Origin of the sequence: Serpentinimonas raichei, assembly GCF_000828895.1 — a bacterium.
Lineage (GTDB): Bacteria > Pseudomonadota > Gammaproteobacteria > Burkholderiales > Burkholderiaceae_C > Serpentinimonas > Serpentinimonas raichei.
Genome location: NZ_AP014568.1, coordinates 122,633 through 141,740 on the forward strand (window position 1 = coordinate 122,633; position 19,108 = coordinate 141,740).

The window sequence follows — 19,108 nt, forward strand, 5'->3', positions numbered from 1 at the left end:
TGTTTAGAGCCCGACCCAGCCCAGCAGCGTGGCCGGGCCGAGCACCAGCGCCAGCAGGGCGCCAAACGCCAGAAACGGCCCGAACGGCACGTAGCCGCCCTCGCGCAGGCCGCTGCTGTATTTCATCGCCAGCCCGACCACCGCCCCGAGCACCGAGGCCAGCAGCAGGATCGGGATCAAGGCCTGCCAGCCCAACCAGGCCCCGAGCGCGGCAAAGAGCTTGAAGTCGCCATAGCCCATGCCCTCTTTGCCGGTGAGCAGCTTGAAGGCCCAGTAGATCGACCACAGCGACAAATAGCCCGCCACCGCGCCCCACAGCGCGTCGTCGAGCGCAAGGCCGCTCCAGCCCAGCGCCGCCGCCAGCAGGCCGGCCCACAGCAGCGGCAGCGTGATGTCGTCGGGCAGCAGCGTGGTGTCCCAGTCGATAAAGGCCAACGCCAGCACGGCGGCCACAAAACCCATCCAGGCCAGCGCCGGCCAGCCCGGGCCGTGCAGGTGCATCACCCAGGCAAAGCCCAGGCCGGTGAGCAGCTCCACCAGCGGGTAGCGCAGCCCGATCGGGGCCGCGCAGGCGCTGCAGCGGCCGCGCAGCAAGGCGTAGCTGAGCAGTGGGATGTTGTGGTACCAAGCAATGCCGGCACCGCAGGCCGGGCAGCGCGAGCGCGGCGTGAGCAGGTTGAGCGCCGGGGCTTGGGGGGCTTGGGGGGTCGAAGAAGGGACAGCAGGTGCAGCCGGGTGCAGCTCGGCGCATTCAGCGGCCCAGCGCCGCTCCAGCATGATCGGCAGCCGGTGTATCACCACATTGAGAAAGCTGCCAATCAGCAGGCCCAGTACGGCGGCCAAGCCTATGCCCAGCGGGCCAGTGAGGGTGTCCAGTGGCATGGGGCGACGCAAAGAGTGGAAGTGCTGGAAGTGTAAACGGGGCGGGGGTGTTAACGGGGCGGGAGGTGTCAAGCGGCAGAGGGCCGTCCCCGATTTCCCGCCCTGAGCCTAAGTCCGCCGTTGGCCCTGAGCCTGTCGAAGGGCTTGCCGTGGCTTCGACAGGCTCAGCCCGAACGGGTGGTGTTGATCCCCACAACCGAAAAACCGTGGTCTGCCACAATCCCACTCAACCCGCCTGCTGCTCTAGGTAAACCCAGTCCACAATCGCCTCGTTCGGGGTGTAGCCCGGCACCAGGTGCTGCAGTTGCAGGCGGATGGTGGGCACGTCGTTGTGCTGCATGGCCAAGTCGAGTTCGGCCAGGTGCCCTTCGAGCTGCGCCCAGGGCAAAAAATCGTCCTGCGCTTTGAGGATGCGCGGGTGCAGCGTGGGGCTGGGGTTGTCGCCCAGCAGCAGTTCTTCGTACAGCTTCTCGCCCGGGCGCAGGCCGCTGAGTTCGATGGCGATGTCGCCCGTGGGGTTGGCATCGTCTTGTACGCTCAGGCCCGAGAGCTCGATCATGCGCCGCGCCAGGTCGATGATGCGCACCGGCTGCCCCATGTCCAGCACAAACACCTCGCCGCCCTTGGCCATGGCCCCGGCCTGGATGACGAGCTGCGCTGCCTCGGGGATGCTCATGAAGTAGCGCGTGATGTCGGGGTGCGTGAGCGTGAGCGGGCCGCCGTCGCGGATTTGCTGGCGAAACTTGGGCACCACCGAGCCCGATGAGCCCAGCACGTTGCCAAAGCGCACCATGGCAAAGCGGGTCGTGCCCGCGGTGCCCGCCGCGCCCGCCGATGCCGCCGCCAGCGCCTGCAGCACCATTTCGGCCAGGCGCTTGCTGGCGCCCATGATGTTGGTCGGGCGCACCGCTTTGTCGGTGCTCACCAGCACAAAATCGCTCACCCCCGCCTGCAGCGCCGCCTGCGCCGTGCGCAGCGTGCCCAGCACGTTGTTCTTCACCCCTTCAGCCGGGTTGTGCTCCACCAGCGGCACGTGCTTGTAGGCGGCGGCGTGGTAGACCGTGTGCGGCTGCCAGGTTTGCATGATTTCGTGCAGGCGCGCGGCGTCTTGCACCGAGGCCAGCAGCGGCAGCAGCTCGATCTGCCCCGGGTCGGCCCCGGCAGCGCCCGCTGTGCGCTTGTCTTCGAGCTCGTGGTGAATGGCGTAGAGGGCGAATTCGCTCTGCTCCAGCAGCAGCAGCTTGGCCGGCCGCACGGCCCAGATCTGGCGGCACAGTTCGCTGCCAATGGAGCCACCCGCCCCCGTGACCAACACCACCTTGCCGACGATGTTTTTGGCCAGCAAAATGTGGTTGGGGGCCACCGGCTCGCGCCCGAGCAAGTCGTCGAGGTCGAGCTCGCGCACATCGGCCAGGCTCACCTTGCCCTGCGCCAGGTCGTTCATGCTGGGCAGCGTGCGCACCGCCACGTGCGCGGCACGCATTTGTTCGATCACCTCGTTGCGCCGCTTGCGCCCAATGTTGGGCATGGCCAGCAGCACATCGCGTATGCCTAGGGTGCGCGCCAGCACCGGCAGGTCGGCCGGGTTGTAGATGGGCAGCCCGTTGAGCACGTGGCCGTGCAGGCGCTCGTCGTCGTCGAGCAAACCGGCCACTTGCAGCTCGGGGCTGTGCTGCATGGCGGCGGCCAGTTGGCGCCCGCTTTGCCCGGCACCGTAGATCAGCACCCGGGGCCGCTGGGCGCGGCGCAGCAGGCCCTGGTACTGCTCGCCCAGCCAGTGCCGCGCCAGCGCGCGCGAAGCGCCCACAAACAGCAGCAGCAGCAGCGGCTGGATCAGGCCCACGGTGCGCGGCACGCCCGGCACCCCAATGGCGGTAAAAATCGCCGCATACAGCAGCGCATAGATTGCCACCGCCCGCGCCACCGCCAGCAGCGCTGGCCAGCCGCTGTAGCGGAAAATGGCCCGGTAAAGCCCCGAGACGATAAAGATCGGCAGCGCCAGCGCCACCGCGCCCGCCACCGCCCACCGCGCCGCCCCGCTGAGCGGCACCAGCTCGCCCAGGCGCAAATAAAACGCCAACCAGACCGTGAGCACGCACAGCGCCAAGTCCACCAGCAGCGCCACGGCGCGCTTGGCGGGGCGGGGCAGGGCGAGGATGGGGGAGCTTAGTTTATGGAGCAACAGATTCATCCAATTTCAAACTACCAGAAGCCTCGTGCAGCACACCAGCGGCCACTGTGGCTGCCTGGTTCATCTCGGCCACGGTCAGCGTGGGGTGCACCAAAAACATCAGGCTGGTTGCGCCCATTTGCTTGGCAACAGGCAGCCGCTCGGCCGGCCGCCAGCCGGTGTGGTCAAAGGCTTTTTCCAGGTACACCTCGGAACAACTGCCTTGGTAGCAGGGCACCCCTTGGGCATTGATGGCCTCGATGATGCGCTCGCGGCTCCAGCCGGTGGCCAGATTTTCGGGGCGCACATAGGCGTAAAACTTGTACTGCGCGTGAACCGACTCTGCACCCGCCAGTTCAGGCAAACGCACCGGCCCGCTTGGGCCAGCAAAAGGCTGCAAAGCCCGCCTTAATAGGGCGGCATGGGCGTTGCGCTGCGCAGTCCATTCAGGCATTCGGCGCAATTGAATCCGCCCTATCGCCGCCTGCACCTCCAGCATGCGCCAGTTGGTGCCAAAGCTCTCGTGCAACCAGCGAAAACCGGGCGCGTGCTGGCGCTCGTACACGGCCGCATAGCTTTTGCCGTGGTCTTTGTAGGCCCACATGGCGCGCCACAAGTGTTCATCGTTGAGCGTGACCATGCCGCCTTCGCCGCCGGTCGTCATGATCTTGTCTTGGCAAAAGCTCCAAGCCCCCACGTGGCCGATGCTGCCCACGCTGCGGCCCTTGTAGCGGGCCCCATGGGCTTGGGCGCAGTCTTCAATCACCTTAAGTCCGTGCCGCTCGGCCAAGGCCATGATCGGGTCCATGTCGCAAGGCCAGCCCGCCAAATGCACGCAGACCACCGCCTTGGTGCGCGGCGTCAGCACCGCCTCGATGGTGCGGGCCGATAGGTTGCCACTGTCGGGTTCTACATCGGCAAACACCGGCGTGGCCCCGGCATTCACCACGCACGACACACTGGCAATAAAGGTGCGCGGCGTTACCACCACCTCGTCACCGGGGCCTATCCCCAGCCCCTTCAGGGCCAAGTCAAGCGCCAGCGTGCCGTTGGCCAAGGCGATGGCGTGGCGCGTGCCACACCAAGCGGCAAACTCGCGCTCAAACTCGCGGCATTCGGTGCCAGTCCAGTAGTTCACCTTGTTCGATTGCAGCACCTGCAGCACCGCCTGCACCTCATCGGCGCTGTGGCTGGGCCAGGGGGAAAAGGCGGTGTTTAGCATAAAAATTGCTGTAATTGATTCACGATTTGCGGCTGGCAAAGGGGGCGGCCGGGTTGCCCACCACCGTGGCCCCTGGCGGCACACTTTTGGTCACCACCGCCCCCATGCCCACCACCGCCCCCATACCTATGACCAAGGGCTGCCCGGGCTGGCCCTGTTTGATCACGGCACCGGTGCCAATGTAGGCGTGGTCTTGCACCACCACATTGCCGTTGCACATCACACCGGGGGCAAAGGTCACGTAATCGCCAATCACGCAGTCGTGTTCCACGTAGCTGTACAGGTTGGCATGGAAGTGCTTGCCAATTCGGATGTTGCTGGTGAGGGTGACAAAGGGGCAGAGAATGGCCCCTACACCCAGTTGCACATCGTCTAGCTGCACCACGTTCGCGGCGCGCACCTCGAAGAACTGCACACCATCGGCCATGCAGCGCTCCACCAGCTTCTGGCGCACGCTGCTGTTGGCTATGGCAATGTTGATGTGTCGGCTGGTGGCTGGCAAGGCCAGCCAATCGGCATAGCGCAGCACTTGGTGGCCATTGCACTCGGCTGCGGGGGGGTTGTCGTCCACAAACACCAACTGGTGCGGCTCGCCGCTGGCGGCCCACTGCTGGCGGGCCAGTGGCAGCACAGCACGGCCACAGCCGCTGGCACCAAAAATGGCGATTTGTTTCATGGCGGAAAATTTGCTTTTGTCACACCTGCAGCGTTTTCATGATGGGCATTGCTTGCGCTTCCTGCGTTCTATGCGCCCAGCGCCCATTCCTCTACCGCCAAGCCCGGTACGCGCAAAAACTCTCTGGCGTTGTTGGTGATCAGCACCGAGTCCTCGGCCAAGGCGTGCGCAGCAATCATCAAATCCATGCCACCAATCGGCTGCCCGGTGCGCTCCAGCGTGGCCCGAATGTGGGCGTAATGGTGGGTAGCCTCTAGGGGCCAAGGCCGTACGTCAAAACCCGCCAACCACGCTTCCACCGCTGCCTTGAACTTGGGTGACGCCAACTTGGCTGCCCCAAAGCGCAGCTCGGCCGCCACGATGCCCGACAGCCACACTTGGCTGCGCTCAAGCCCGGCAAAGCGCGCCACCATTTCGGCAGGGTGACGCCGCAGGATGTAGCTGCAAATGTTGGTGTCCAAGGTGCGGCGCATGGCGCTCGCTCAGCCCCAGTTGCGCTCTTGCGGCTGAAGGTCTTGCCTGTCGGCCAAAAAGTTGTCTGGCAGGGGCGCTGCGTTGGCGTAAAACCCCTGCAGCCAAACGCCCATGTCCTGCGTGGTCGGAGTTTGCGGGTGCAACCATAAATCAGCTCCAACCTGCTCGATGCGCACCTCTTTGGCCGTCAGGCGCAAGCGCGCAGGCAAGCGCAACGCTTGGCTGCGACCACTCATGAATACCTTTGCGGTGATGGTCATGGCACCCTCCTTGTCATATGACTCTGACGTATTACAACACAAACTCAGTCGCCATGCACCTTGTTTTGCGTGCCCTTAAACTTGGGCATGGTGGCCTCGCCTTGGGCGCTGATGCCATCGCGAAGCAGCACCTTTTTCACGGTGAGCCAGAGGATCTTGATGTCCAGCCACAGGCTGCGGTGGTCCACGTACCACAGGTCGAGCTTGAACTTGTCTTCCCAGCCAATGGCGTTGCGCCCATTTACTTGCGCCCAGCCCGTGATGCCGGGGCGCACCTCGTGGCGGCGGGCCTGCTCGGGGGTGTAGAGCGGCAGGTATTCCATCAGCAGCGGGCGCGGACCCACTAGGCTCATGTCACCTTTTAGCACATTCCACAGCTCGGGCAGTTCGTCTAGGCTGGTGGCGCGCAGCCAGCGCCCAAAGGGCGTCAGGCGCACGGTGTCGGGCAGCAACTGGCCATCAGGGCCGCGCGCATCCGTCATGGTGCGGAATTTCACCATTTGGAACGGTTGGCCGCGCAGGCCGGGGCGCACCTGGCGGAAAAAAACCGGGCTGCCCAGCTTGCGGCGCACCTGCCAGATCAGCAGCAGCAGGGGCAGTGCCAAGGCCAGCAGGCCTAGGGCTGAAAGTACAAGGTCAAACAGGCGCTTCATGGTGCTCAACGGCTTTGTGCCAACTGCTTGAACAATTCACCAAACCGCTGTACGCCAACTTCCAAACCCAAGTGCTGTTGGTAAAACGCCTTGGCCTGCCGGCCCATCGTTGCCAACTCATCGGGGCTTGCGTTGGCCAACTGCTCTGCGGCTTGGGCCAAGGCTTGCGGGTTTTCTGATTCGGTAACCACACCGCCACCAGACTGTTGGACCATCTCGGCGGCGTCTCCACCCACTGCCATGATTAGCAGTTTACCCGCTGCCATATAGGCTTGGGTTTTTGAGGGAATCGTGATTTCAAATAGCGGGTCTTTGCGCAAATGCACCAGAAGCGCGTCCGCAGCTTGCAAGTAAGCCCCAACCTCGGTCATGGGTACGGCGGGCAAGAAAACCACATTGCTTAGGTGCCGTCGCGCAGCTTCGGATTTTAGACGCTCCAGTTCTACCCCGCCACCCAGCATCACCCAGCAGACCCGGCTGCCTTGCTGCTGCAGCAACTCTGCGGCTTGCAGTACAGTGTCCAACGCCTGAGCCTTGCCCATATTGCCAGCAAACAAAATACGAAATTGGCCCGCACTGGGAAATGTGGCGGCAACCTCTCCTACTGGAGAGGACAGCGACCCTTCGTCGGCCCAGTTGTACACCACGCTCAACTTGGCTTCGGGCACGCCTCGTTGTTGCAACAGGCGCTTAAAGCCTGGTGACAGCACCACGATTCGGTCCACCCGTCGATACACCCAATTGCACACCACATCCACCACCCGCAGAGCACGGGCGTTGTTAAGCATACCCGTTGCCCGCAAGGTATCGGGCCACATGTCTTGAATGTCGTACACCACCGGAATGCGCAGGAAAACACGCATGATGCTCGCCACAACGCCCACCGTCAATGGCGGGTGATAGGCATAGATCACATCGGCCCGCTTGGCCACGAACAGACCATAAAACAGTGCCGAAGCCGCAAAGCTGGAGTAATTCAGCACCCGCTTCAGAGCCGATTGGTCGTGATTGGGATAGAGCGGCACTCTGGTGATGTGGACGCCATCGATGTGCTCGCGTTGCAAGCACTTCAGCTTGTAGCCCGGGTATAGCTTGCCGCCAGGGTAGTTTGGGAAGCCAGTCAGCACCTCCACCTCAAAACCCTGCCTCACCAATTCGCGGGCAAACACCAAGCCCTTGAAGGTGGGTTCAGGGTCAAACCATTGGGTCAGCAGCAGAACGCGAATGGCTTTGCGCACCGGCGGCCTCAGTACTTCTTCCACACCACGCGGTTCACGTAGTCGGTGTAGCTGTGGATAATGCGCAGCACCTTTGCGCTCACATTGGGCATGCTGTAGTCGGCCACCAAGCGCAGCGCGCGCTCGTGGCCACGGGGCTGGGTTTGCAAAATTGCCAAGCCCTGGCGCACGCGCTCTACCTCTAGGCCCACCATCATTACGGCGGCTTCTTCCATGCCCTCGGGGCGTTCGTGCGCCTCGCGCAGGTTCAGGGCCGGAAAGTTGAGGATGGACGACTCCTCGCTGATCGTGCCGCTGTCAGACAGTACGGCACGGGCGTTCATTTGCAAGTTTACGTAGTCGTGAAAGCCCAGTGGTTTCAGCAGGCGCACCAGCGGGTGAAACTTGGCACCTGTCAAGTCCACCCGCTTTTGGGTGCGCGGGTGAGTTGACACCACCACTGGCAAGCCGTGGTCTTGGGCCACGGCGTTCAGCACGGCAACGAGCTTGGTGAAAGACTTATCCGATTCGATGTTCTCTTCGCGGTGCGCGCTCACCACAAAGTACTGCTCGGGCTGCAAACCCAAGCGGCCCAAGGCGTCAGATGCCTTGATCTGCGGCAAGTAGTGGTGCAGCACCTCGTACATCGGGCTGCCGGTTTTAATCACTTGGTCGGGTGGCAAGCCCTCGCGCAACAGGTAGTCGCGGGCAATGGTGCTGTAGGTGAGGTTGATGTCGGCCGTGTGGTCCACGATGCGCCGGTTGGTCTCTTCGGGCACGCGCTGGTCAAAACAGCGGTTGCCGGCTTCCATGTGGAAGATCGGCACCTTGCGCCGCTTGGCCGGAATCACCGACAGGCAGCTATTGGTGTCGCCCAACACCAGCATGGCTTCGGGCTGCTCTTGGGCCAGCACCCCATCCACGGCTGTAATCAGGTTGCCTATGGTGTTGGCGGCGCCCGTGCTGCCTGCGGCACTGTTCAAAAAATAATCAGGTTTGCGCACACTCAGGTCGTCAAAAAACACCTGGTTCAGCTCGTAATCGTAATTCTGCCCGGTGTGCACCAGCACATGGTCGCAATGCGCATCCAACTTAGCCAACACGCGCGACAGTCGAATGATCTCGGGCCGAGTGCCCACGACCGACATGACTTTAAGCTTCTTCATACTTCAAATAAAATATCACCAGGTGCCCGGGAATCACTGCGCTGATTTGGCACTTACACCTTGGGCACCATGTGCTCCAGGTGGCGTTGCTTCATTGGCTGTGAGTGCGCTTGGCTCGATGCCAAAGATTTCGGTAAATTCATTTTCAAACCGCTCCTTTATACACGAGCCCCGGGGCAAAACGATTGCGGTGCTCATGCAGCCCAGCAGGGGCAGTGCCAAGGCCAGCCGGCCTTGGCTGAAAGTACAAGGTCAAACGGGCGCTTCATGGCCCGCTTGGTTTTACATCCCAAGGGTTGATTACCGTCAGATGGTCGATCCCCTCGAAGTCCTTGGTGTTGCGGGTCACCAGTGGCAGCCGATTGGCCAGTGCAATAGCCGCAATTTGTGCGTCTTCTGTGGTGATGGGTCGCCCAGATCGCACTCTTTGTGCTCGAACCATGGCGCAATGTGCTGCCGCAGCGGCGTCAAAAGGCAAGCAGCGCCCCGACCATTCGGACGCAAACATTTCCTCGGCCGCTTGTGCCAAACCATCGCGCCGTTTGCCTGCAGGCAGCAAAGCCACGCCCGTCAAAATCTCGGCTTGTGTAATGGCCGACGTTCTCATGGCCGCCTGCGGTAGTTGCGCAAACCACGCCATCACCTTGCTGGAAGGGTTTTCGCGCATCAATTCCGACAGCACATTGGTATCCAGCAAGTAGGCGGACGTCATGACAAGTTGGGAGCAGGGCGTGGTGCTTGCCTTGGCGGTATGGGCAGGTCGTCGGAACCCAAGCCCCTAAAGCGTTGGTTCACCCGCTCGGCAAAATTCAGCGCCTGGGTACCAGGGGTGTGACCTGACACCGCGTTTTGCAGAATGTGGCGCACCTCCTGCTCCATGGACCAGCCGTGCTGTGCGGCACGCACGCGCAGACCCAGCTTAACGGATTCATCAAGATTGCGGACGGTTAGGGTACTCATCAGGGGCTCCGGTTCTGCCAACAGGTTTTTATTGTAAGCAATGATTGAAGTCAAGTGGCTTGCTACTGCGGATGCCCCCTAAACCTTACTGGCTACGGTATCGGGGCGTTGGCGGTCGAAGTTCTCGTTGGCCCAGAGCATCACCACCATCTCATCGGTGCCCACGTTGGTGATGTCGTGGGCCCAGCCGGGAATGGTGTCCACCACTTGGGGCTTGGCGCCACTGGTGCGCAGCTCGACCAGATCATGGCTTAGCAGGTGCCGGAAGCGGAACAAGGCCTCGCCCTTGATCACAAGAAACTTCTCGGACTTGGTGTGGTGATAGTGCCCGCCGCGAGTTACCCCAGGGTGCGCCGTGAAATAGCTGAACTGGCCGCAATCGGGCGTCTTGAGCATTTCCACAAACACACCGCGAGGGTCAGCGTATTGCGGCACCTCGTAAGCAAAGCGCTCGGTGGGCAAATAGCTCACGTAAGTGGCGTACAGCGCCCGCACCAAACCTGTGCCCACCCGATCGGTTTGCAGTGTGGTGCGGCAGTTGTCAAATGCGCGAATCTGAGCCGCCAACTCGCCCAGCGTCACCGCATACTCTGGTTGCACCACAGCGCGGGATAAACCCTTGGTGGGTGATTCCAGCGCTGCAACTAGGGCCGACACCACATCGTCCACATACACCAGCCGCACGCTGGCAGAAGGGTCGTTAACCTGAATGGGTAGGCCCCGCGCCAAGTTGTGGCAAAAGGTGGCCACCACTGAGTTGTAATTGGGTCTGCACCACTTGCCGAACACCCCGGGCAGGCGAAACACCGTGCACGGGTTGCCTGTGGCATCGGCCAGTGCCGCTACTGCCTGCTCGGCTGCCCGTTTGCTGCGGCCATAGGGGTTGTCGCGCTCTGCCTGAGCGGATGATGCCAGCAGCAAAGGCACGCGCACACCGCTGGTGCGCACCTTGTGGGCAATTGCCTCACACAGCGCAACCGTCAGCCCGGTGTTTACCGCTGCAAAAGCGCCTTCATCCAGTGGGCGGTTCTCACCGGCCAGGTGCACCACCGCATCGGCCTGCGCCACCAAAGCGGGCAAGGCTGCTGGCGAGTCGCCGCGTACAAAGGTGCACGCGGCAACACCGGGCAACTCGCCCAGCCGCACCACGAGGTTTTTGCCTATAAATCCATGTGCGCCGGTGACGAGCACGCGGCGTGTTGTCGTGCTCATGCCATCATTCCTCGGGCTCAACCAGATCACCGCGCACAGCGGCCTGCATAAAACGCAGCTTCATCAAGAGCGCCTGCATACCAGCCACATCCAAGCGCGTGGTGTTGTGCGAGTTGTACTCCACCGCTTCTGATACCTTTACATCGCCCTGCTCTACGTACTTGCCGTAGTTAAGGTCGCGCAGGTCAGGCGGCACCCGAAAGTACCCTCCTAAATCTTCAGCCGATACCATCTCTTCGCGGCTTAGCAGCACCTCGTACAGCTTTTCACCGTGGCGGGTGCCAATCACGTTGATGGGGTGGTTGGGTACGCCCAGCAGACCCGTAAGCGCCTGCGCCAGCACCTCGATGGTGGCTGCTGGTGCCTTTTGCACAAAAATCTCGCCCGGCTGCCCGTGCTCAAATGCAAACAGCACCAAGTCCACCGCGTCGTCCAGCGTCATCATGAAGCGCGTCATGGCCGGATCGGTGAGGGTGAGGGCTTGGCCGGCCCGGATCTGGTGGGTGAACAGCGGAATCACCGAACCGCGCGAGCACATCACGTTGCCGTAGCGGGTGACATTGATCACGGTACCGTTGCTGCTGCGCGACTTGGCCACGGCCACCTTTTCCATCATCGCCTTGCTGATGCCCATGGCGTTGATGGGGTACACCGCTTTGTCGGTGCTCAGCACCACCACGCGCTTGACGCCGCAGTTGATGGCGGCCTCTAGCACATTCTCGGTGCCCAGCACATTGGTCTTGACGGCCTCGAGCGGGTGAAACTCGCAAGATGGAACCTGCTTGAGCGCTGCTGCGTGGTAAATGTAGTCCACCCCACGAACAGCATTTAACACCGACTGATAATCGCGCACATCCCCAATGTAGAACTTAAGCTTGGGGTTGTTGTATTTTTTGCGCAAGTCGTCCTGTTTTTTTTCATCGCGGCTTAAAATGCGGATTTCATGCAAATCCGAATCTATGAAACGGCGGAGGACGGCATTACCGAAGGAGCCGGTACCCCCTGAAATCAAAAGATTTTTATTGTAAAACATAAAAAATTTAAAGGTTGTTTAACTTGAACAGCCAAGAAATACTACTTTAGCTTATAGAACCCATCTCCATATTGAATAATGTTATAAACAAAAAAAATACTTTGCATAGAAAAGTAAAGCAACAAAAGTAATGGCAAAGGCTTACTCAACCTTTGCTCTATCAAAAGAAAATAAATCACTAGTGAAACGGCTATCATGTTAACCCTCTCACCACCTAATAAAAAAACAGCAGGAAAAAGAGGTAAATGGACCAAAACCATTCTCGCTTTATATCTTGTAGCGCTCATTGCAATTAAAAATAAAATTGTTAAATTTGTTAGTTCTATAAAATTTGCGTTTTCTGCAATATAAACTTGAGCCTTGGCAACTATCTCACCAAACTTAAAGAGAGATATTATTACCAATAAAAATATAAACAAAAAAACAATTCTTATCAACTTGACTGTTATAAATAAAGACAACAACCGCCTTAAATCGGCTGATATGTGATGCAAGATTAACGAAGGAAAATATATTAATGCTTGAAAATGCGATAGAGGAGACAAAGCAAGAAAGCTAAACCTATAAAGTTTTGATGTCGAAATTGCAGCCAATATAAAAAAAATATAAGCGAATTTTAATCTTTCAGCCCCCGTCAACAGTACTATTACATAAAAATTGGTAAGCAAAAGAATATATATATAAAAAGGAGCTTTATTTTTTTCGAGTAAAACCACTAAACAGTATATTAAAATTGCGTTAAAAATAGATATGAAAATATTTTTTTCGATTTCTACAGCAGCGCCGACCCAAAGTAAATGCAAAGTAATTGGCTCTGCGCCTGAAACATGCAACAAGCCTAGGCCCATAACCTCGCTTAAATGAGCAGTCTTAAAAGCTTCGTACAATCTCTTATAAAAAATTTGATCTCCATAAGAGTAATACCCAAGCAAGATGTATGAAAACAAAAAAGCAGCTAAAGCTATAACTAATTTTTGTATATTTTTATAGCTTAACATTTTAGAGGAATTCCGCTTAATTAATCATCAAAATGATTGATTTCTCCTTGATGCAAAACTTTTTTCTTTAAAAAATAGATGATTAAAGGCAACAACAATAAATGAGATTAGCATTTTTGTAAGGTCATATCTTGATAGCTTGCTTGCAAGATTTAATTTATTAAGTTGCAAATTTAGCTCATCAAATCCTGCTATAGTTTTGCATATACAAAATTCTTCTGATTTTTTTTTACACCTTGCAGATAGTTCTTCTCTTATTTTTTTATCTCCAAAAAATTTTTCAAACAAAGAAATATACGAAACTTTTTTTAGGTAATCTACATTCTCATTATAAGACAATCCTTCAATATCAGATATAAATCCATAAGTTAATGGCTCATCAATGGACTCAATACCCACTACAGCGGGAATTCCAAACGAAGCAGCCTCAATCAAAGATGTTCCACTTCCTACAAAAAGAGCAGAATTTTTTAAAGTTTCTTGAAATCTTGAATACTCTACAGCTCCGCAAAATTCAACAGAGTTATCTAAGTTAAGCTTCCTTACGAGATTTACTAAATAATGTTTCATTTCACCAGTTCCATAAATTTTATACTTAATTAGCGGGAATTTTTTTAATAAATGTGGTAAAGTTTTTATCGTGTGCTCATTATATGTTTTAAAATTAACAAGATTCCCCAATGATACTATTTCCATAGAGTTTGATTTATAAGGAAATATTTCTGCCGGAACTTGAATTCCGATTGGTAAAATTTTAGATTCAGCATAGTCCCTGGAAAAGTGATGAGCATAATTAATCTTCGTTGCCTCGTTATAGAAAACAATTTGCTTGGGATCTAATTTGGCAAAGCACTCTAAAGCTTTATTGAGGAAAAAATGGTTTGTTTTTTTGAATAAAAACTCATTCTGATGATAAATCCCAACAGAAATTTTTATTTTTTCGTTTTTATTGAGCATTCGGCATGCAAAAATAAGGCCGAACATTCCCATTACATGTAACGAATATCCAAACGGACTAAAGGTTTTAAATAATTTAGCCCAGTGTATTAACCCCCAAATGGTGAGATGCGCACGAAAAAAAACTGCATTCTCAATCAAAAACTCATGAAGAAAATAAACGTTGGCTAATTTTTTTAGTTTTTGCAAAATATCTACATCAAACTTGTTCCTTAGTACAAGCACTGCAACAGGCTTGTTTTGCTTTTTGTATTCTTCGCAAACCCGCAAAAGAAAAGTACTTCCTCCATTCATTTCAAGGACATTTGCTATAAAAATCATATTAGTTTGGTTTTTGTTATTAATTAACCTTGATAATAATTTTTTATTTACTTTCCCATGAAATAACTGCATCAAAAACATTACTAAGATGTTTTTCCAACCCCAACCAGAGTGGCAACCTTACAATTTGATCGGATATATTATTGGTATTTTCCATGCTTCCATAGCATCTACCTACGCCACATCCAAAGAGAGAGGAGTGCAAAGGTACATAATGAAAAACAGTATTGACTTCTCTTGATTTTAAGTGAGCAATGAAATCCGAACGTTTTGACAAACTCGGCAGCCTAACTGCGTACATGTGTGCATTATGCACGCATTCATTAGGCGACATAGGCAAACTAAAAACTGAGTTCTTATTATTCTGAATGAAAAACTCATTATATTTGCTCCATACTTTTAGTCTTCTTGAAGTAATTTCTTCAGCCTCTTCAAATTGAGCGTAGAGAAATGCAGCGGTTATCTCGCCTGGTAAATAACTCGAACCGACGTCGCACCAGGTGTATTTGTCCACTTCGCCCCGAAAAAACTGGCTGCGGTTGGTGCCTTTTTCGCGCAAGATTTCGGCCCGCTCCAGCCAGCGTGGGTCGTTGACCAGCAAGGCGCCGCCTTCGCCCGAGATGATATTCTTGGTTTCGTGAAAGCTCAAGCAGCCCAGGTGCCCGATCGAGCCCAGGGCCCGTCCGCGGTAGCTGGCCATCAGCCCCTGGGCAGCGTCTTCGACCACGAACAAACCGTGGCGCTGGGCGATGGCCATTATGGTGTCCATCTCGCAGCCGACGCCGGCGTAATGCACGACCACAATGGCCCGGGTGCGCGGTGTAATCGCCGCTTCGATCAGCGTCTCGTCGATATTCAGGGTGTCGGGCCGAATGTCAACGAACACCGGCGTGGCACCGCGCAGCACAAAGGCGTTGGCGGTTGAAACAAAGGTGTAGGAGGGCATGATGACTTCATCGCCCGGGGCCAGATCGAGCAGCAGCGCCGCCATCTCCAGCGCCGCCGTGCACGAATGCGTCAGCAGCGCCTTGCGCGTCCCAGTGCGCTGTTCGAGCCATTCATGGCAGCGCCGCGTGAACGGGCCGTCGCCTGCGAGTTTGCCGTTGAAATGGGCCTCGGCGATGTAGAACAGCTCTTTGCCCGTCATGTAGGGTTTGTTGAAGGGGATGTTCATGGGCTCAGGCGGTGGTAGATGTCTTTTGCATGGCGAAACTTGAAGCCGAGCGAGGCGTAGAGATTGAGCACGGCGAGGTTGCTGGCCGAAATCGAGCTGCGCACCTCGGTGTGGCCGCGCTTGAACAGCAAGCGGCACAGGGGTGACCAAAGGTATTTGGCTTTGCCTTGGCCACGCGCATGGCTGGCCGTGGCGTGTAGCACCAATTGATTGCCCTCCACCGCAATGAAGGCCAACAAATCTTGTCGCCAAGTCAGGCCCCAGACTTTGCCGCTGGTGTGCAATTGCTCGAGCCACTGGGCGTAGCGCGCCTCGGCGTGGGCGCGGTTGATGGCGGGGTCGCGGTGAAAGCGGCCATGCACAAAAGCACCGTGGGCGATGGCCAGCAGCTCGCTCAGGGGCGGCTGGGGCAGCAGGCCGACCTCGGGGTGGGGGTGCTCGAGCAACCAGTCTGGCCGGCAGTAGGGCTCGATCAGGGTGTCGCAATAGTAAAAACCGTGGCTGTGCAAGGCCTGCGTGCACGCCAGCGGCTCGACGCGCACCGTGTAGTGGCCCGGCTGCTGGCAGGCACGCTGCAAGGTGGCGGGGTCGGCGTCGCAGAGCTCGAAAGTCGGGCAGCCCAGAATCAAGGCGTCCCAAGGCGTGGGGCGCGCCCAAGAACTAGGTGTCGCATCCCAGATGATCGTATAGACTCAAGGCGCTCACCGTTGTTCATGGCCAGGGCGGTCATGACTGAGCTGATCGAGCAACTCAAGCCATCCAGGAGTCCTGCGACATGAACATTTCGCTGCACAAATGCGCCCGCACCACACCGGCCATCCGGGCCGAAATCGCCGCCAGCAGCGAACCCGCCAGCGTGCTGGCCGAGCGCTACAACTTGAGCCTGTGCACCGTCTACAAGTGGAAGCGGCGCGACGTCTTTACCGACAAATCCCACACCGCGCACCGCTTGCAGACCACTTTGAGCCCGCAGCAAGAGATCATCGCTGTGCAACTGCGCAAAACCCTGTTGCTGCCGCTGGACGACCTTCTCTCGGTGGTGCGCGAGTTCCTCTGCCGCAAGGCCTCGCGCTCCGGGCTGGATCGCTGTCTGCGACGCCATGGCGTGGGCAACCTCAACGCCCTCAAGCCCGCCACGGCCCCAAAGCCCCACAAGGCCTTCAAAGCCTATGAGCCGGGCTACCTGCACATGGACCTCAAGTACCTGCCCCAGATGGCGGATCAGACCCGGCGCAGCTACCTGTTTGTGGCCATTGACCGGGCCACGCGCTGGGTCTTTGTGCAGATCAAAAGCAACAAGAGCGCACGCAGCGCTTCGAGCTTTTTGCGGGCGCTGCACAAGGCGTGCCCGATCAAGATTCAGAAGCTGTTGACCGACAACGGAAAAGAGTTCACCGACCGTCTGTTTGGCGGTGCCCAGCGCCAACCAAGTGGCACGCATGAGTTTGATCAACTGTGTCAAGCCCTGGATATCGAGCACCGCCTGACCAAGCCCAGGACGCCCCAGACCAACGGCATGGTCGAGCGCTTCAATGGGCGCATCGCCGATGTGCTCAAGACCAACCGCTTTCGCAGCGGGGAGGACATGGAGCAGACGCTGCTGCGCTATGTGCGCTTGTATAACCATCAACTACCCCAAGCAGCCCTCAAGAGTAAAACGCCGCTCCAAGCCATGAAAGAATGGTACGCTACACATCCTCATCTCTTTCATCGAGCGCCTTATGATCGTCCGGGATGTGACAACTAGGTTCACTTGAAGCTGATATAGATACCATTAAGTTACTTTTGGTTATTTAATTCAAGTAGTTTATCAAAGTTAAGTCGAAAGCAATTCATTACCAATAATTTTATGCATTCGACATGTCTACCTGAACAATACCACCCTCCACTCGATAAATCGCCTCGCAACTGCGCAGCGTGGAGGTGCGGTGGGCGATCATGATCACGGTGAGGGTGCGGCTTAGGCCTTCGACTGCCTCGAGCACGGCTTCTTCGGTGGCGTTGTCGAGCGCGCTGGTGGCTTCGTCGAACACCAGTACATCCGCCTGTTTGTACAGGGCGCGGGCTATGGCCAAGCGCTGGCGCTGCCCGCCCGATAGGCGCACGCCGCGCTCGCCCACTAGGGTGCTGTAGCCTTGGGGCCAGCCTTCGATGGTTTGCGCAATCTGGGCGCGCTGTGCGGCTAGGCGCACGCGCTCAGGGTCTATTTGTGCTGGGGGCACCCCAAACGCGATGTTGGCGGCTACGCTGGCATCGGCCAAAAACATGGCTTGGGGCACGTGCGCCACCCGGGCTTGCCAAGCGCGGCGGTTGGTTTCGGTGATCGGGCAGCCGTCAACGCACAGTTGCCCTTCGGTGGGGGGCAGCAGGCCCATGAGGATGTCCATGAGCGTACTTTTGCCGCTGCCGGTGGTGCCCACGATGCCGATGCGCGCTCCTTTGGCAATGCCCATGTTTACGCCGCGCAGCACTTGCGGGCCATTGGTGTGGTAGGCAAAGCCGAGGTTTCGCAGCTCGATGGCGTGATCAAACGGCAGTGCGGGCTGTGTGCTGCCCACAGTGGGCTCGGCGGGCATGGGCTGCTCGACTAGGGTGAGCACTTCGTGCAAGTACCCATGGTTGCTGCTTAAGTTGCTCCATGAATAGTAAATGCTTTGTGCCAACGGCAGCATGCGCTGCGCTGCGAGTGCGAGGGCGCCAAGTACTGGCACCACCTGCCCCAAGCCGCCGGGGCCCTGCGCCATGAGCAGGGCCACGCTGGCGATGAGCACCATGCCCAGCGCCTCGACCATGAAGCGTGGCGTGGAGGCATAGACCACGCTGCGCACTTGGGCGCGGCGCATGATGAGGTCGGCTTGCTCGAAGCGGGTGCAAAAGGTGGCATGGGTGCAATCGAGCGTGATGTCGCGGATACCGCCTAAGCCCTCTTGAAGGGCTTGCACACGCAGGGAGGTAGCATCTGCTGCACGCTGACTGTCACGCATAAGGCGCGCTTGGGTAAGGGCATAAATTAAACCGTAAATGCTGCCAAGGCCCAAGATCATGCTGATGGCCACCCAAGGCTGAAAAGCCAGCACAACCAAGCACACCACGAGCACGATGAAGGCCGCTGCAACCCCGTTTGCGGTGGGCAAGAGCACAAAATTGATGACGCGCTCAACCTTGAGCACGATGCCATCGACCACCTCGCTGCTGTTGCGCTGGATGTGTGTGGTGTAGGGCTGGTGCAGGGTGCGGCGAAAGATGCCGGCCACCAAGTCGTGCCCTATAGACAGGGCCAACTTGGTGCTAGCCCACTGCACGCCGATGCGCACTAGGCCAGCCAGCACGGCTGCGCAGCCAAAGAGCACGGTGAGCGGCAGCAGCAGGTCTTGCGGCTGCTGCAAGCCTAGCGCGGCGATGAAGGGCTGCATGAAGGGCAGCACAAACAGGGCTTCGGGGGCAGTGAGCGCGGCCAAAAACGGAATGAGCGCGCCGATGGACACCAGCTCGGCAGCCGATGCCACCACCGTGAGGCCTAGCAGCGCCACGCTCTGCCCCTTGCGCCGCGCCGACATGCTGCGCCACAAGCGGCGCAACTGCGGCAGCGCAGCCAGCAGCCCGGGCTCGGGGGTGGCGCTGGGGGCAGCGCTGGGATTGGCGGGGGGCATTGAGGGGTGGGCCAGAAAAGCGGTTTGGCCACGCTACCGCCGTGCCGTGTCACGATCGGCGGGCGCGTTAAGTGGGTGTATAG

General features: G+C 57.6%; 19 protein-coding genes. 1 reads left to right on the forward strand and 18 read right to left on the reverse strand.

Annotation, left to right across the window (positions count from 1 at the left end; all coding sequences use genetic code 11):
- Positions 1-3: 3 nt before the first annotated feature.
- The 17 genes from SRAA_RS00605 to SRAA_RS00670 all read right to left on the reverse strand — a co-directional run bounded on the left by SRAA_RS00605 (position 4) and on the right by SRAA_RS00670 (position 16,004).
- Complete coding sequence (locus SRAA_RS00605) at positions 4-882, reverse strand: prepilin peptidase (RefSeq protein ID WP_045530314.1); 879 nt, start codon at positions 880-882, stop codon at positions 4-6.
- A 226-nt stretch (positions 883-1,108) separates the two neighbouring features.
- Positions 1,109-3,064 (reverse strand): polysaccharide biosynthesis protein, encoded by a 1,956-nt coding sequence (locus SRAA_RS00610; protein WP_420834920.1) that lies wholly within the window; start codon positions 3,062-3,064, stop codon positions 1,109-1,111.
- Positions 3,054-4,274 carry a DegT/DnrJ/EryC1/StrS family aminotransferase gene (locus SRAA_RS00615; protein ID WP_045530318.1) on the reverse strand — a complete coding sequence of 407 codons (1,221 nt, stop codon included), beginning with the start codon at positions 4,272-4,274 and terminating at the stop codon, positions 3,054-3,056. The genes SRAA_RS00610 and SRAA_RS00615 overlap by 11 nt, the downstream gene beginning before the upstream one ends.
- A gap of 19 nt (positions 4,275-4,293) precedes the next feature.
- Positions 4,294-4,950, reverse strand: coding sequence for an acetyltransferase (locus SRAA_RS00620; RefSeq protein WP_029462911.1), 657 nt, complete (start codon positions 4,948-4,950; stop codon positions 4,294-4,296).
- Positions 4,951-5,018: 68 nt separating this feature from the next.
- Positions 5,019-5,423 (reverse strand): type II toxin-antitoxin system VapC family toxin, encoded by a 405-nt coding sequence (locus SRAA_RS00625; RefSeq protein WP_029462912.1) that lies wholly within the window; start codon positions 5,421-5,423, stop codon positions 5,019-5,021.
- A 9-nt stretch (positions 5,424-5,432) separates the two neighbouring features.
- A complete protein-coding gene (locus SRAA_RS00630; RefSeq protein WP_029462913.1) occupies positions 5,433-5,684 on the reverse strand; it encodes an antitoxin in 252 nt (83 codons plus the stop codon).
- A gap of 44 nt (positions 5,685-5,728) precedes the next feature.
- Positions 5,729-6,337: a sugar transferase gene (locus SRAA_RS00635; RefSeq protein WP_029462914.1), complete on the reverse strand. Its 609-nt coding sequence runs from the start codon at positions 6,335-6,337 to the stop codon at positions 5,729-5,731.
- Positions 6,338-6,342: 5 nt separating this feature from the next.
- Positions 6,343-7,599, reverse strand: a complete 1,257-nt coding sequence (locus SRAA_RS00640) for a glycosyltransferase family 4 protein (protein WP_231849297.1) — start codon at positions 7,597-7,599, stop codon at positions 6,343-6,345.
- Positions 7,584-8,720: a non-hydrolyzing UDP-N-acetylglucosamine 2-epimerase gene (wecB, locus tag SRAA_RS00645; protein ID WP_029462916.1), complete on the reverse strand. Its 1,137-nt coding sequence runs from the start codon at positions 8,718-8,720 to the stop codon at positions 7,584-7,586. Before wecB ends, SRAA_RS00640 begins: the two co-directional genes overlap by 16 nt.
- Before the next feature lie 265 nt (positions 8,721-8,985).
- Positions 8,986-9,432, reverse strand: coding sequence for a type II toxin-antitoxin system VapC family toxin (locus SRAA_RS00650; RefSeq protein WP_029462917.1), 447 nt, complete (start codon positions 9,430-9,432; stop codon positions 8,986-8,988).
- Positions 9,429-9,734, reverse strand: coding sequence for a FitA-like ribbon-helix-helix domain-containing protein (locus SRAA_RS12125; protein ID WP_338056368.1), 306 nt, complete (start codon positions 9,732-9,734; stop codon positions 9,429-9,431). The genes SRAA_RS00650 and SRAA_RS12125 overlap by 4 nt, the downstream gene beginning before the upstream one ends.
- Positions 9,735-9,758: 24 nt before the next feature.
- On the reverse strand, positions 9,759-10,892 hold the full coding sequence (gene wbjC, locus SRAA_RS00655) for a UDP-2-acetamido-2,6-beta-L-arabino-hexul-4-ose reductase (RefSeq protein WP_045530320.1): 1,134 nt from the start codon (positions 10,890-10,892) through the stop codon (positions 9,759-9,761).
- 4 nt (positions 10,893-10,896) lie between these two features.
- A complete protein-coding gene (locus tag SRAA_RS00660) occupies positions 10,897-11,925 on the reverse strand; it encodes a polysaccharide biosynthesis protein (RefSeq protein ID WP_045530322.1) in 1,029 nt (342 codons plus the stop codon).
- A 41-nt stretch (positions 11,926-11,966) separates the two neighbouring features.
- Positions 11,967-12,923, reverse strand: coding sequence for a hypothetical protein (locus SRAA_RS12370; protein WP_144318670.1), 957 nt, complete (start codon positions 12,921-12,923; stop codon positions 11,967-11,969).
- 27 nt (positions 12,924-12,950) lie between these two features.
- Positions 12,951-14,282 carry a glycosyltransferase gene (locus tag SRAA_RS12130; RefSeq protein ID WP_082039822.1) on the reverse strand — a complete coding sequence of 444 codons (1,332 nt, stop codon included), beginning with the start codon at positions 14,280-14,282 and terminating at the stop codon, positions 12,951-12,953.
- On the reverse strand, positions 14,245-15,375 hold the full coding sequence (rffA, locus tag SRAA_RS00665; protein ID WP_045530324.1) for a dTDP-4-amino-4,6-dideoxygalactose transaminase: 1,131 nt from the start codon (positions 15,373-15,375) through the stop codon (positions 14,245-14,247). The genes SRAA_RS12130 and rffA overlap by 38 nt, the downstream gene beginning before the upstream one ends.
- Positions 15,372-16,004 (reverse strand): GNAT family N-acetyltransferase, encoded by a 633-nt coding sequence (locus tag SRAA_RS00670; protein ID WP_197538511.1) that lies wholly within the window; start codon positions 16,002-16,004, stop codon positions 15,372-15,374. The genes rffA and SRAA_RS00670 overlap by 4 nt, the downstream gene beginning before the upstream one ends.
- Before the next feature lie 146 nt (positions 16,005-16,150).
- Here SRAA_RS00670 and SRAA_RS00675 point away from each other — a divergent pair, with 146 nt between their 5' ends.
- Positions 16,151-17,122: an IS481 family transposase gene (locus SRAA_RS00675; protein WP_045530331.1), complete on the forward strand. Its 972-nt coding sequence runs from the start codon at positions 16,151-16,153 to the stop codon at positions 17,120-17,122.
- Positions 17,123-17,222: 100 nt separating this feature from the next.
- Here the strand turns inward: SRAA_RS00675 and SRAA_RS00680 are convergent, their stop codons facing one another.
- Positions 17,223-19,025 carry an ABC transporter ATP-binding protein gene (locus SRAA_RS00680; RefSeq protein ID WP_082039823.1) on the reverse strand — a complete coding sequence of 601 codons (1,803 nt, stop codon included), beginning with the start codon at positions 19,023-19,025 and terminating at the stop codon, positions 17,223-17,225.
- Positions 19,026-19,108: the final 83 nt, after the last annotated feature.

Excerpts from the sequence above, each read along its gene's own strand:
- SRAA_RS00625 (WP_029462912.1), bottom strand. The coding sequence starts at position 5,423 with ATGCGCCGCACCTTGGACACCAACATTTGCAGCTACATCCTGCGGCGT.
- SRAA_RS00680 (WP_082039823.1), bottom strand. The coding sequence starts at position 19,025 with ATGCCCCCCGCCAATCCCAGCGCTGCCCCCAGCGCCACCCCCGAGCCC.
- SRAA_RS00660 (WP_045530322.1), bottom strand. The coding sequence starts at position 11,925 with ATGTTTTACAATAAAAATCTTTTGATTTCAGGGGGTACCGGCTCCTTC.
- SRAA_RS00635 (WP_029462914.1), bottom strand. The coding sequence starts at position 6,337 with ATGAAGCGCCTGTTTGACCTTGTACTTTCAGCCCTAGGCCTGCTGGCC.
- SRAA_RS00650 (WP_029462917.1), bottom strand. The coding sequence starts at position 9,432 with ATGACGTCCGCCTACTTGCTGGATACCAATGTGCTGTCGGAATTGATG.
- SRAA_RS00620 (WP_029462911.1), bottom strand. The coding sequence starts at position 4,950 with ATGAAACAAATCGCCATTTTTGGTGCCAGCGGCTGTGGCCGTGCTGTG.
- SRAA_RS00675 (WP_045530331.1), top strand. The coding sequence starts at position 16,151 with ATGAACATTTCGCTGCACAAATGCGCCCGCACCACACCGGCCATCCGG.
- SRAA_RS12130 (WP_082039822.1), bottom strand. The coding sequence starts at position 14,282 with ATGTTTTTGATGCAGTTATTTCATGGGAAAGTAAATAAAAAATTATTA.
- SRAA_RS00615 (WP_045530318.1), bottom strand. The coding sequence starts at position 4,274 with ATGCTAAACACCGCCTTTTCCCCCTGGCCCAGCCACAGCGCCGATGAG.
- wbjC (WP_045530320.1), bottom strand. The coding sequence starts at position 10,892 with ATGAGCACGACAACACGCCGCGTGCTCGTCACCGGCGCACATGGATTT.
- SRAA_RS12370 (WP_144318670.1), bottom strand. The coding sequence starts at position 12,923 with ATGTTAAGCTATAAAAATATACAAAAATTAGTTATAGCTTTAGCTGCT.
- wecB (WP_029462916.1), bottom strand. The coding sequence starts at position 8,720 with ATGAAGAAGCTTAAAGTCATGTCGGTCGTGGGCACTCGGCCCGAGATC.
- SRAA_RS00605 (WP_045530314.1), bottom strand. The coding sequence starts at position 882 with ATGCCACTGGACACCCTCACTGGCCCGCTGGGCATAGGCTTGGCCGCC.
- rffA (WP_045530324.1), bottom strand. The coding sequence starts at position 15,375 with ATGAACATCCCCTTCAACAAACCCTACATGACGGGCAAAGAGCTGTTC.
- SRAA_RS00630 (WP_029462913.1), bottom strand. The coding sequence starts at position 5,684 with ATGACCATCACCGCAAAGGTATTCATGAGTGGTCGCAGCCAAGCGTTG.